This is a genomic window from Chryseobacterium daecheongense (assembly GCA_027920525.1).
Taxonomy (GTDB): Bacteria; Bacteroidota; Bacteroidia; order Flavobacteriales; family Weeksellaceae; genus Chryseobacterium; species Chryseobacterium proteolyticum.
On the sequence record CP115858.1, the window covers coordinates 4,530,150 to 4,542,276 of the forward strand.

Consider the following 12,127-nt stretch of genomic DNA (forward strand, 5'->3'; position numbering starts at 1 on the left):
ATTTTAATGATTTAACCATTTTGTCAATTCTCTATTTCGCCAAAAAAAAATAAATATGCTATTAGAACAAGTAAAAAATTCTCCGGAAACCATTCAGTTTAAAGATGTCATTGCCTACATTGATGAAAATTATCATTTTACACCTACCAGATTCGCGAATGGAAATACAGTGAACGAAGCGGATCAGAATAACGGATCATGTAAGGTATTCAGTTTTGGAAAACAGAATAATTTGTCAAAGGATGAGGTGTTAAGCCTTTTTGGAGATTTTTACAGAGAAGATGTACTGAAAAACCCGGATGGAACAGATCATCAGAATATCAGGAATTTTATGGAGTTCGGATGGGATGGGGTTTCTTTTGATGGAGAGGCTTTGGCGAAGAAATGATTGATTATGATGTATTGATGTATTAATGTATTAATGTATTAATTTTTCAAATAAGCTATTGAGTCGTTGATTAGAGTTGAACGGAAAGACTATCTGTGGTTTTTGATTTATTTACATTCAATTAGAAAGGAAATAAGGAAAAGAAAAAATTCCGGCTGAAAAATCATGTTGCGGAATAAAAGACATTTCAATAAAATACAATTATGTCATCGAACAAAAATGCCCTGATCCGATATAAAACATTGGATAAATGCCTGAAAAACAAGTATAGAAAATATACGCTGGAGGATCTGATCGATGAGTGTTCGGAAGCCCTGTTTGAGTTTGAAGGCAAAGAATCATTTGTCAGCAAACGTACGGTCCAGCTTGACCTGCAGAATATGCGGAGTGAAAAATTTGGCTATGAGGCACCCATTGAAGTCTACGACAGAAAATACTACCGATATAGCGATCCGGATTATAGTATTCATAATATATCAGTAAATGAAAGCGATCTGAAGGCAATGAATAATGCCGTTCAGATCCTGAAGCAGTTCAAGGACTTTTCCATGTTTAAGGATATGAACGGAGTGATCCAGAAGCTGGAAGACTCCATCCATTCTACAAACCAGAAGTCGATTATCCACCTCGATAAGAATGAACAGCTGAAAGGGCTCGAACACATCGATATACTATATGAAAGCATTTTAAACAGGAAAGTACTGAAGATCCTTTATAAAAGCTTTAAAGCAAGAGAATCGGATTATTACACCGTACATCCGCAGCTCCTGAAGGAATACAATAACCGTTGGTTCCTTATATGCTGGTTTAAGAATAAAATGTATAATCTGGCCTTGGACCGGATGGAGGAGATTTCTGTTGATGAGAAGGTAAGCTATATTGATAAAGAATTTGATTCGGACCGTTACTTCGGGGAAGTGATCGGGGTTACGGTTTCGGATGGGCAACGTCCGCAGAATGTTATCTTTAAAATTAACCCAAAACATGCCCCTTATGTCAGAACCAAACCTTTTCACCATTCCCAGGAGATTATAAAAGAAGATAAAACCGGAACCACATTTAAAATATGTGTTCAGCTGAACTTTGAATTGGAGAGAATGATATTGGGACTCGGTGAATTTATAACGGTTTTAAGGCCTGAGAAGCTCAAAAAAAGAATTCAGGCCAGTTTGGAAGAAGCATGCCGGAATTACCAGCTTTTGAATACCAATGAATAAAGCGGATTAATAAATGGCTTAAAAATTGTAATGATAAACCAAAATTACTACATATGAAATCAAGAATTCTTAAGGCGGTTATTGCCATAGTTGCACCACTTGTTATAGAATATATCGTAAAAAAAGTGAGTGAAAAATTAGATAAAAAGGAAGAAGGAAAAAAGCAGATTCCAGCATAAGTACAACGTAATCTGGAATGATAAAAAAAGACTGCCCTGAAAAGGCAGTCTTTTTTTCAGGTAATAGCGGTTGGATAAGATCCATTGAAAGTCGCTCCTGAAAGCACTGAACTTAATATTTTAAACATTTTTCACTTTGTGGCTATTGCTTTTTCAAGACTTAATTAAACATTTATTTAAATTTTAACAAAAATTAACTGTTTAATTTTCAATGATTTGAGTCGTTCGCAGGTGTTAAAGGAGTGAAAAACGATCTGCTTGGCATGATTTTTACAGCATTCTGAATAGTAAAATTTAAAGATCAGAAATTATGAAAATGTTTAAACAAGCAGTTTTACTAGCTGGAATTTTAACAGCAGGTGTAGCAAGTGCACAGAGCGTACAGATGAACAATATGCTTAAAGTAGGAGCGAATGTAGGATTGGCTGTTCCTTCTGATAATCTTTCTGCTGCTGTGGGTGTGGATGTGGCTTACCAGAATCTGATTACTCCGGGAGTTGGATTAGGTATCGCAACTGGTTATTCCCATTATTTCGGAAAAGAAAACAACGGATATAAAAATAATGATGTAGGGGTAATTCCTGTAGCAGCATTATTGAGAATTTATCCAAAGCAAACAGGTTTCTATTTTGGGACTGACTTGGGTTATGGATTCCTTGTAGGTGATGATAAAGTAGCTTCCAATACTTCGGTTGACAGACCAAGCGGAGGTTTTTATATCAAACCTGAAATCGGGTACCATAATCAGGACTGGAATTTCTTCGTACAATATCAGAAGGTATTTACAGGAAGCAAAGGTGATTTAGTAAATCAGGACTACAATGTGGGTAACATTGGTGTCGGATTTTCTTACAATATTCCATTAGGAAAGTAGTTAGATTTATATATAAACAATTATTAGCCAAAACCTTTTCATCTTTTTGAAAAGGTTTTTTATTACCGTACACGATTTCCGAAAACTATTATTATATTTGATAAAATTTGTGATTATGAACTTAAATCCAAAATTTCCCCTTTATTTACCGGGTGTAAAAGACAGCAATAATAATGATGTTTCCATCATTGGAGCCAACTTACGTGAGGATGTTATCACTTTAGGATACTATGTGTCTGGTAATGGAGGGCTTGATATAAAATTACAGACAAGCTACCCGACAAAAGAACATGCTTCTTTTTCGGAAATCCTGAAAAAATTTATTCAGGAAAATCAGCTGAGCAATGTGAAGCGTTTAGGAATAGCGGTTCCGGGACCGGTTCTTAACGGGAAGAGTAACCCAGCCAGATTAGGCTGGAGTTTTGACGTAGACGAATTTAAAAATGAATTCGGATTCGAAAAAGTGGATATGCTTAATGATCTTGAGGCATCTGCTTATGGAATGGGACTTCTTGAGGACAGCGACCTGGAAGCTATCTACACAAGCGGACACCTTGAAAAAGGAAATGTTGCGATCCTGGCACCTGGAAATGGTCTTGGGGAAGCAGGGTATTTCTTTGATGGAAAATATTTAAGACCTTTTGCTACAGAAGGCGGACATTCCGAGTTTTCACCAAGAACCAACGTTGAAGTGGAATTTTATCAGTTCCTGAACAACATCTATGGGATTGTTAGCTGGGAGAATGTTCTTTCCAAAACAGGGCTTTTTAATATCTATCGGTTTTTAAGAGACGTGAAAAGACATCCTGAGCCTGAATGGCTGGCAGATCGACTTGCCAACGGTAATTTTTCACAGGAGATATACAAGGCAGCCGTTGAAGATGATGTGCTGATCTGTAAAATTGCATTAGATACCTTCCTGGAATTTCTTGCGAGAGAGGCTAATAACCTTACCTTAAAGCTTAAGGCTACCGGAGGATTGCTGATTTCCGGCGATATTCCGCAGATGCTGAATGAGTATATGGATAAGGCAAAATTCTATGAGAAATTTAAAATAAGCGATAAAATGGAAGACATGTTGAGGAATATTCCGATCTACCTGATCAGGAATAATCTCACGGGCTTGCATGGTGTCGCACTGTATACAGCCTATTACGAATAACAAATAAGAAAATAAGTAAATAAAAACTCCGGAAACTCCGGAGTTTTTTTATGCCTGATATTATTCATGAAAATAATTAGTTTTATTGATGTACATCAATAAAATCTATCAAATAAGATAGCTACATTTGTATCGTTAAATAACAATTAAATAAATTTATTCAATGAAAAAAATATTATTATTAGCGGTTTTAGCTAGTGGATTGGTTTTCGGGCAATCAAAAAAAGTGGTAGCATCTGATGTTCACTGGTGGGGGTATAAAGTAGCAAAATCTGAGGCAAGTTCTCATGACGGTACAGTAAAAGTGAAGTCAGGAAACCTTGTTATGAAAGGAAATGATGTTGTGGGTGGATCTTTCGTTTTAGATATGACTTCAATTACGTCTACAGACCTTTCCGGAGAATACCAGACTAAGCTGAACGGACATTTAAAGAACGGAGATTTCTTCGAAGTTGAAAAATACCCTACAGCTGCTTTTAAGATTACTTCCGTAAAGAAAAACAATGATAAAATATACAACTCTCTAGTAACAGGAGATCTTACAGTAAAAGGAAAAACCAACAGTATTTCTTTCCCTGCAAAGATCGCGTACAGCAAAGGAGTAGCAAGTCTTGTATCTGATAAATTTTCTTTCGACAGACAAAAATTCGATGTTGCTTACAAATCAACAATGCAGGATGTTTTTGTGAAAGATGATATCGATATGCTTGTAAAAGTAACTGCTAAATAATTTAATCAAAAAAAGATTGTTAAAAGTGTAGAAGTTCTACACTTTTTTTTATTTTTGTTGAATTGTAAATAAAAAAGAATGAAAAGACTACTATTGTTTGCTATGATGTGCGTAGGTATATCATTGATTTCTGCTCAGAGAAAATTTGATAAGGTTTCGAAGGTGACTTCTTCTGAGATCAGATGGTGGGGATATAAGGTTGTAAAAACCGTGCCTACATCGCATTCCGGAACAGTAAAACTGAAAAGCGGAAAATTCAATTTTGATAAAACGGTTTTGGTGGACGGTGAGTTTATAATTGATATGAGAAGTCTTATGGCAGGGGATGTTTCTGATGAAGATCAGATCAAGCTAACCAACGACCTTAAGAGTACCAATTTCTTCGAAGTTAAAAAATTCCCGATTGCGAAATTCCACTTAACTAAAATTATTCCTCTGGCAAACAGTGAATACAATTCAACAGTATATGGAGATGTTACGATAAAAGGAGTGAGAAAGACCATTACCTTCCCTGCTAACGTATATGTTACACAATTTACGGTAGTGATTGAGTCTGCTAAATTCTCATTGAACAGAAGGGATTTCAAAGTATTCTATCAGTCTTCTTTAAAAGATTATTTCATTAAGGATGAAATGGATATCCAATTCAAAGTTTCTACAGAAAAGCTGGATAATGATAACAGGGTTCCTGTAAAGAAAAAATAAAAGGTTTTACTTTAACAATAAATTAAATATGGGTAGCTTTCAATAGTTACCCATATTTTTTATTTTAGCAGTATGAAAATCTATGTAATAAGCGGACTTGGTGCAGATTTTAAAGTGCTGGAAAAATTGCAGTTTCCTGCACATCTGGAAGTGGTGTTTATAGACTGGCTCATTCCGGGGCTGAACGAAAGTTTTCCTCAATACGTTGAGAGAATGGCGTCAAAGATTGATGATTCGGAACCATTTTATCTGTTGGGGTATTCTTTTGGAGGAATTATGGTGCAGGAGATCAATAAAATAAAACCGGCTGAAAAAGTAGTGATTTTAGGAAGTATTAAATCTGATAAAGAAAAATCGAGGTTAATAAGAGCCGGACAGATTACCAGGATCCCTAAAATTTTACCTACCCGTTTTTTTAACGAAAAAAATACAGCGGCATATTCTGTGCTCAGGAAGTTCTTTGATCCAAAAAATCCTAAGGTTTTACAGTATTTCAGGGTGAAAGATCCTTATTATCTGAAATGGTCCATAGAAAAGATTTCAGATTGGAGGTTTGATGAAAACCCTGAAGTGATCCAGATATTAGGAGACAGGGATATTGTATTTCCTGTGAAAAATTCAAAACCGAACTATATTATACGGGGTGGAACCCATCTTTTTCCCGCTACTAAATCAAAAGAAGTATCTAAAATTTTAAATGAAATATTTCCTGTGGAATAGATTTTAAATTATTATGCGTTAAAATTTAAGGGTTGTTTTGTTTTTAAATATGTTTTTATGAAATTTATCCCTATTTTTGATAGGGTTAAAATAGATTTTTATGAAAATTGGTTTGAAATGGATCGTGTCCTTTGCGGTGATATCAATGGTTGCTATCGGTGGTTTGTTTTGGTCACCGGTGACGGACCTGCCGGATTCAGGTGAGTTTTTAAGCGAAGATAAGATCGTAGGGGCTGATGTGGCGTGGATTTTAGCAGCAGCAGGACTGGTATTGCTGATGACACCGGGGTTATCCTTCTTTTATGGGGGAATGGTGGGTAAAAAGAATGTGATCTCCACCATGCTGCAAAGTTTTATTGCTTTAGGAGTCATTTCTATTCTGTGGGTTGTAGTTGGATTTTCTTTGTCATTCGGTGATTCTATAGGTTTTGAAATGAACGGAGAGCACTATGGACTGATCGGTAATCCCTTGAGTTATCCCTTTTTTAATCATGTAGGTGTCTTGCCGCATAAGGCGATGGCTTCTACCATTCCGTTTATTTTATTCGCTCTTTTTCAGATGAAGTTTGCGGTGATAACTCCCGCACTGATCACCGGTTCTTTTGCCGAACGGGTGCGCTTTATTTCCTATCTGCTGTTCATGGTTCTTTTCAGTATATTCATTTATACGCCCCTTTGCCATATGGTATGGCATCCGGACGGTTTGTTAAATAAATATTTTGGTGTCAAAGATTTTGCAGGCGGAACCGTAGTGCATATGAGCGCAGGATTTGCTGCTTTGGCAGGAGCAATGGTTGTAGGAAACAGGAAAAACCCTCACCATGAACCTTCGAATATCCCTTTTGTACTTTTGGGAACAGGAATGCTTTGGTTCGGCTGGTTTGGTTTCAATGCCGGATCTGCACTGGGAGCGAATGCAACTGCTGCCACAGCTTTCGGAACCACAACTATAGCTTCGGCATCAGCGATGATGACATGGATCCTTTTTGACCGAATTAACGGGAGAAGTGTTTCTGCATTAGGAGCATGTATCGGTGCTGTAGTAGGTCTGGTTGCCATTACCCCGGGATGTGGCTTTGTATCTGTTCCGGAAAGTTTATTTATCGGATTTATTTCAGCTATTGTTTCCAATCTGATGATGAACTGGAAGAAACTCAAAAAAATAGACGATACCCTGGATGTTTTTGCATGCCATGGAGTAGGGGGAATCATGGGAATGATCCTGACCGCTATTTTCGCGCATGGTGAAAATGCAAGCCTTCTGCATGGAGGGATTGAAGTATTTGCCCACCATATGATGGCGCTGGTTCTGGTTTCTGTGTTTGCATTTTTTGGCTCTCTGATTTTGTACCGGCTGACGAACAGAATGATTACCCTTCGGGTATCCGAAGAGTCGGAAAATATGGGACTGGACATGTCTCAGCATGAAGAAAGCCTTAAATGGTAGCGGGCACTTAAATAATTATTTTAATCCTTATATGAAGGGAAGCATAATAACGATTTATCATGTATCTTTGTGATGAGGAAAAATGATGAATCTTTTATGGAATCAATATCAGTATTTGAGATTATTAAAGTTGGCATAGGCCCGTCCAGTTCGCATACGATGGGACCATGGAATGCAGCTTCTGCATTTATCAGAATTATAAAGAGAGAAAGATCGATCGCAGAGGTGAAAGAGGTCTTTCTTGAATTTTTCGGTTCTTTAGCAAAGACCGGGATAGGACATGGTACAGATATCGCGGGAATGCTGGGATTGAATGGTGAGGATTACAAGACGATCAATACTTCAAAAATTGATGAGAAAATTGAGAAAATAAAAAGAGATGAGATCATCAATCTAGGTGGAGAAAAAGAAATTCCTTTTATCTACGGCTATCATCTGGTTCTCAATATGCAAAAATCCCTCGATTTCCATCCGAACGGAATGATTTTCAGAGCCGTTTTCGAAGATGGAACCGAACTGGTCCAGGACTTCTATTCCGTAGGAGGAGGATTCATTGCAAGCCAGGAAAAAAATTCGATCCAAAAGCATTGTGTCCGCACATTATACCCTTGTCATCACGGTTCAGATGTTATAAAATATTGTGATAAGTTAGGGCTTGAAAAGTTTTCAGACCTGATCATGATTAATGAAGAAAGCTGGAGGACCCAGGAAGAAACCAGACAGGAAGCATTGAATATCTGGACACAGATCAAAGAATGCATCTACAAAGGAGTCAACAAAGAAGGAATTTTGCCTGGTGGTTTAAATGTAACCAGAAGGGCAGCCGGAATCAACAGAAAACTTTTAGGGGATAAAATATATAAGAATATTGACGAATGGTTTCAGCTGGTGGTAGATGCCGAAGAAAATTTCACCAATATCAATAAATGGATTGCCTGCTTCGCTTTGGCTGTCAATGAAGAGAATGCAAGCTTCGGAAGGATCATCACAGCACCTACAAACGGGGCGAGTGGTGTTATTCCTGCCGTTTTAATGTATGCTCAGGCTTTCACGCCATTCACGAGTGAGGATGATATTGTAAGATTCTTACTGGTTGCCGGAGAAATCGGAACCCTGTTTAAAAAGAATGCCACGATCTCCGCGGCTATGGGAGGATGCCAGGCTGAGGTTGGAGTATCTTCTGCTATGGCGGCAGCGGGACTTACTGAAATTTTAGGCGGAAGTGTAGGACAGGTGCTGATGGCGGCTGAAATAGCTATGGAACATCATTTAGGTCTTACCTGTGATCCGATCAAAGGATTGGTGCAGATTCCGTGTATTGAAAGAAATACAATGGGAGCAATGAAAGCGATCACCGCAGCCAATATCGCTCTTGAAAGTGATCCTGCAAAAGCGAGGGTAACTTTGGATGAAGTTATTCAGACGATGTGGGAGACAGCTCAATCGATGAGTGATCGTTTTAAAGAAACTTCGGAAGGAGGGTTGGCTATTGCAGTCAATGTTCCGGAGTGCTAGAAATATTTGTCACAAAAGTAATTTTTCTTTTAAACAGGCAGTTTTAAAGCTCTATAAGTTAAAAAGATGTACTTTTCATTAGTGACCTAGGAAACGTAGGCGTTAAGAAAATGAATGCTGTGAACGTTAAAAAAATTCTACTGTCTGAGTGCGGAGAGAAAAAGTTAATAATAAACATACTTCAAATCCGCACGAGTTATAGAATTTTTAGAGAACAGGATTCATTTTTAGCCGCAGTTTCCAGTCTTGAATTTTTGTTTCTTTTGTTTCAAGACAAAAGAAAAGATACAGTCAATTACTAAAGTTACGATGGATGATTCTCCTTCATCGAAATAATAAAGAAAAATATTCAAAGAGGATTACTTATCCAGTATTCCTCTTATTTTATTAGCATTGGAGATCAGTTCCGTTAAATATTCGTAATTCTCTTTTTCCAGAGCAGCCTTAAACTTGCGTAGCTGCGAAATATGTTCATTAAGGACATCCAGAACATTTTCTTTATTTTGTTTAAAGATCGGAACCCACATTTCCGGATGGGATTTGGCTAGTCTTACCGTACTTGAGAAACCCGAACTTGCCAGCTGGAAGATGGTGTCTTCCTCTTTTTCTTTTTCCAACACGGTGTTGGCTAAGGCATAGGATGTGATGTGAGAGATATGAGAGATGTACGCGGTATGGACATCATGGTCCTCAGCATTCATATAAATAAGGTGCATATCCAGGCCTTCTACAATTTTCTGAACAAGGGAAAGAGCGTCTTCTGCGGATTCTTCTTTGTTGCATATTACCCCGGCTTTTCCTGAGAAACTCTCTGCAACGGCTGATTTCGGTCCGCTGTTTTCCGTACCCCACATCGGGTGGAAAGCTACAAACCTAGACCTGTTCGGGTGATCTTTTACGCCGTTTACAATTCCTGCTTTGGTGGATCCTGCATCCATTACCGTTTGGGTACCTGATACCAGATCTAAAACTGCAGGTAAAAGCTTTCTCGCGGAATCAACCGGAATAGCTATAATCACAAGATCGGAATTCCTGATTCCATATTCCAGGTCTACCTTGGCATCGATGATATGTAAGCTTAATGCTTCATCAAGGTGCCTGCTGCTGTTGTCTATTCCGTAGATAAAATCGGCAATTCCTTTTTCTCTCAATTTTAAAGCGATAGAGCCTCCAATGAGACCTACACCGACAATACTTATTTTCATTTTCTTTTCATTTTAAAATAAAAAACCCCGTCCTAGGACGAGGTTGTATATCATATATAAGAATCTCTATCCCAGATCTGAGTTAAATATTCTATAGTAATATGTTCCGTTATTTGTAATCACGAAGCGAAGGTATAAAATATTTTTGAAATGATAAATATGATTTTGATAGAAAGTTTTGCTTGTGAGGAAAGACTTTTGGTTTTATAATGCGACGGGTTTTGTCGCAATTCAAAGCTAACTTTGTACAAATGAAAAAGATGGAATCAAAAATTTTCGATAAGTCTTTTTGTTGTGAGATAAAAAAGATTACTTTTGCGGCAATTATAAAAAATGAATTTAACAATTAAACACAAGGCATGAAAAAACTCTACTTCAGTGTACTTTCTATGTGCATTATTTCCGGGCTATCAGCCCAGGAAGTGGTTTGGCAAAAAGACATCAAATCCTCAACCCAGGATTTCCTGAGCCAGGTAACCACAACAATCGATCAGCAGTATTTGATAACAGGAAGTGTTATACAGGCAGGAAACCAGAAGAAAGATGCAGGAAGCAATACCCAGCAAAATAATGGTTACGACTTTCATTTGGTGAAACTCAACCAACAGGGAGACCAGGTTTGGGAAAAGTATTTCTCCGGAAACAATCATGATTATTTGTCTTCTACCGTAGCTACCCAGGAGGGAGGCTTTCTAATTTCAGGAACCTCATATTCCGGAAAGGGAATAGATAAAAAAGATGATTCCAAAGGAGGATCAGATATCTGGCTGATTAGAATTAATGAATTTGGAGATGAGTTGTGGCAGAAGACTTTAGGAACAATTGCTGATGAAGAAGCCAGAGCGGTTATCCAAACCACAGATTTAGGATTTGTTGTAGCCGGAAATGTTCAGAATGCATTCAAAGGCTATGGTTCAAAAGATATCCTGGTTATCAGACTGGATAAAAACGGAAAAGAACTCTCAAAGCTTATTCTAGGAGGAAGAGGATTAGACGAAGTGGAAAAGATGATCCCCACAAGAGACGGAGGAGCACTTCTGGGAATCTATTCAAGGAGTTCCGAGTTTCGTGTTTCCGATTCCGGGAATCAAAATTCAGCTACAGGAACCTCAGATTCCGTATCCCGCTATGCAAAAACCACTGAAAACGTTGGTGAAGGAGATTACTGGATCATAAAACTAAACAAAGAAGGAAAGGTAGAATGGGAAAAGAATTTGGGAGGAAAAGGAGATGACCATCTAAGAACACTGGCTTTAACCTCAAACGGTTATATCATTGGAGGAGAATCCAGAAGTGAAAGATCCGGAAACAAAACAGTAGGAATAGAGGAAGGAACAGATTTGTGGTTGGTTTCTTTAAATGAAAGAGGAAATGAACAGTGGCAGAAGTCCTACAACTTCAAAAACAGGGATGTTTTGATGGGTATGACTGCCCTAAATCAGCTATCAACTGACAACTCTCAACCCTCAACTAAAGGAATTTTATTAGGCGGCTATACCCAGGCAGAAGGAAGAATAGAAACAGATGATGAAACATTCTGGATGTTGTATATGGATAGTAATGGAAATGAGCAGTGGAGAAAACATGTGAAGGGAGAATCCAGAAAAAGAGAGGAGAGATTATCGGATATTAAGCTGAACAGAGATGGCTCCATCATTTTAGCAGGAACCAGTGCAGAGGAACTAGGGAAGGAGAACTGGAAGATTGTGAAGCTGGGAGATAAGCAACTGGATCAGTTAATTGAAAAACAAGACATCAAGATCTATCCGAATCCGGTATCAGATTATGCTTATGTAGAAATAGGCTTTGATTTCAGGGAAGCGGATATTACTTTGTATGATATGGGAGGAAGACAGCTTCAGAATCTAAAAACGAAGAATAAAGTAACGAAGATTAATACACAGCCACTAATTCAAGGAGCTTATTTGGTGGTGATCAAGACGGATACGAATAAAACGGCTAATGCTAAATTGATTAAGAAATAA

12 protein-coding genes are annotated in these 12,127 nt (G+C 37.9%); 11 read left to right on the forward strand and 1 reads right to left on the reverse strand.

The window, feature by feature from the left end; translation table 11 throughout:
- Positions 1-55: 55 nt before the first annotated feature.
- The 10 genes from PFY10_20350 to PFY10_20395 all read left to right on the forward strand — a co-directional run bounded on the left by PFY10_20350 (position 56) and on the right by PFY10_20395 (position 8,937).
- Positions 56-388 (forward strand): HopJ type III effector protein, encoded by a 333-nt coding sequence (locus tag PFY10_20350; protein WBV56539.1) that lies wholly within the window; start codon positions 56-58, stop codon positions 386-388.
- A gap of 203 nt (positions 389-591) precedes the next feature.
- Positions 592-1,605, forward strand: coding sequence for a WYL domain-containing protein (locus tag PFY10_20355; GenBank protein WBV56540.1), 1,014 nt, complete (start codon positions 592-594; stop codon positions 1,603-1,605).
- A 53-nt stretch (positions 1,606-1,658) separates the two neighbouring features.
- The gene (locus tag PFY10_20360; GenBank protein WBV56541.1) at positions 1,659-1,784 is read left to right on the forward strand and encodes a hypothetical protein; all 126 of its coding nucleotides are present in this window, start codon (positions 1,659-1,661) and stop codon (positions 1,782-1,784) included.
- A gap of 310 nt (positions 1,785-2,094) precedes the next feature.
- Entirely contained in the window at positions 2,095-2,658 is a 564-nt protein-coding gene (locus PFY10_20365; GenBank protein WBV56542.1) for a hypothetical protein, read from the forward strand.
- Positions 2,659-2,773: 115 nt separating this feature from the next.
- Positions 2,774-3,820, forward strand: a complete 1,047-nt coding sequence (locus tag PFY10_20370; GenBank protein WBV56543.1) for a glucokinase — start codon at positions 2,774-2,776, stop codon at positions 3,818-3,820.
- Between the two features lie 163 nt (positions 3,821-3,983).
- The gene (locus PFY10_20375) at positions 3,984-4,550 is read left to right on the forward strand and encodes a YceI family protein (protein ID WBV56544.1); all 567 of its coding nucleotides are present in this window, start codon (positions 3,984-3,986) and stop codon (positions 4,548-4,550) included.
- A 78-nt stretch (positions 4,551-4,628) separates the two neighbouring features.
- On the forward strand, positions 4,629-5,255 hold the full coding sequence (locus PFY10_20380; protein WBV56545.1) for a YceI family protein: 627 nt from the start codon (positions 4,629-4,631) through the stop codon (positions 5,253-5,255).
- 72 nt (positions 5,256-5,327) lie between these two features.
- Positions 5,328-5,975: an alpha/beta hydrolase gene (locus tag PFY10_20385; GenBank protein ID WBV56546.1), complete on the forward strand. Its 648-nt coding sequence runs from the start codon at positions 5,328-5,330 to the stop codon at positions 5,973-5,975.
- A 100-nt stretch (positions 5,976-6,075) separates the two neighbouring features.
- Positions 6,076-7,422 (forward strand): ammonium transporter, encoded by a 1,347-nt coding sequence (locus tag PFY10_20390; protein ID WBV56547.1) that lies wholly within the window; start codon positions 6,076-6,078, stop codon positions 7,420-7,422.
- Positions 7,423-7,518: 96 nt separating this feature from the next.
- Positions 7,519-8,937 (forward strand): L-serine ammonia-lyase, encoded by a 1,419-nt coding sequence (locus tag PFY10_20395; protein ID WBV56548.1) that lies wholly within the window; start codon positions 7,519-7,521, stop codon positions 8,935-8,937.
- 359 nt (positions 8,938-9,296) lie between these two features.
- Here PFY10_20395 and PFY10_20400 read toward each other — a convergent pair whose 3' ends face one another.
- Positions 9,297-10,142 (reverse strand): prephenate dehydrogenase, encoded by an 846-nt coding sequence (locus PFY10_20400; protein WBV56549.1) that lies wholly within the window; start codon positions 10,140-10,142, stop codon positions 9,297-9,299.
- Between the two features lie 359 nt (positions 10,143-10,501).
- On the opposite strand from PFY10_20400, the gene PFY10_20405 reads away from it, so the two are divergent.
- Positions 10,502-12,127 carry a T9SS type A sorting domain-containing protein gene (locus PFY10_20405; GenBank protein WBV56550.1) on the forward strand — a complete coding sequence of 542 codons (1,626 nt, stop codon included), beginning with the start codon at positions 10,502-10,504 and terminating at the stop codon, positions 12,125-12,127.

Coding starts and splice junctions, on each gene's coding strand:
- PFY10_20365 (WBV56542.1), top strand. CDS start 2,095: ATGAAAATGTTTAAACAAGCAGTTTTACTAGCTGGAATTTTAACAGCA.
- PFY10_20350 (WBV56539.1), top strand. CDS start 56: ATGCTATTAGAACAAGTAAAAAATTCTCCGGAAACCATTCAGTTTAAA.
- PFY10_20355 (WBV56540.1), top strand. CDS start 592: ATGTCATCGAACAAAAATGCCCTGATCCGATATAAAACATTGGATAAA.
- PFY10_20370 (WBV56543.1), top strand. CDS start 2,774: ATGAACTTAAATCCAAAATTTCCCCTTTATTTACCGGGTGTAAAAGAC.
- PFY10_20380 (WBV56545.1), top strand. CDS start 4,629: ATGAAAAGACTACTATTGTTTGCTATGATGTGCGTAGGTATATCATTG.
- PFY10_20375 (WBV56544.1), top strand. CDS start 3,984: ATGAAAAAAATATTATTATTAGCGGTTTTAGCTAGTGGATTGGTTTTC.
- PFY10_20390 (WBV56547.1), top strand. CDS start 6,076: ATGAAAATTGGTTTGAAATGGATCGTGTCCTTTGCGGTGATATCAATG.
- PFY10_20385 (WBV56546.1), top strand. CDS start 5,328: ATGAAAATCTATGTAATAAGCGGACTTGGTGCAGATTTTAAAGTGCTG.
- PFY10_20405 (WBV56550.1), top strand. CDS start 10,502: ATGAAAAAACTCTACTTCAGTGTACTTTCTATGTGCATTATTTCCGGG.
- PFY10_20395 (WBV56548.1), top strand. CDS start 7,519: ATGGAATCAATATCAGTATTTGAGATTATTAAAGTTGGCATAGGCCCG.
- PFY10_20360 (WBV56541.1), top strand. CDS start 1,659: ATGAAATCAAGAATTCTTAAGGCGGTTATTGCCATAGTTGCACCACTT.
- PFY10_20400 (WBV56549.1), bottom strand. CDS start 10,142: ATGAAAATAAGTATTGTCGGTGTAGGTCTCATTGGAGGCTCTATCGCT.